Annotated in this window: 1 protein-coding gene; it reads right to left on the bottom strand. The window is 42.6% G+C overall.

Features of this window, described 5'->3' with window-relative positions:
* On the bottom strand, positions 1–272 hold a 272-nt coding region (locus KVT32_RS30085), incomplete at both ends, for a hypothetical protein (protein ID WP_217619429.1).

Below are 272 nucleotides of genomic sequence, written 5' to 3'. Positions count from 1 at the left end.
AAGTATTCCAATAAAATACATGAGTGGTAATGCCGTAAGACAAGACCAATATTTTTGCTTGATTAAAATTTTCATCATTTTGGCAAGTTGAATTTTGCCACACTGCGGCGACTACCGTGTTCGACTTGGAGACCGAAGCATATCCGCCAGGCAAAATAATGCTATTCACTTCCGATGTCTCTTCCACTTGTGCGTCATGGCTAAAGCCATAAAAAGCGTTACCACAAGGGGAACTGCCACCGCAAATACAGCCACCGAGAAAACTACCGTTA

The sequence above is a fragment of the Achromobacter sp. GbtcB20 genome, assembly GCF_019091095.1.
In the GTDB taxonomy this organism is placed as follows: domain Bacteria; phylum Pseudomonadota; class Gammaproteobacteria; order Burkholderiales; family Burkholderiaceae_B; genus Achromobacter; species Achromobacter mucicolens.
The sequence above is the reverse complement of the archived record's forward strand: the minus strand, read 5'-3'. Positions and strand labels throughout refer to the sequence as shown.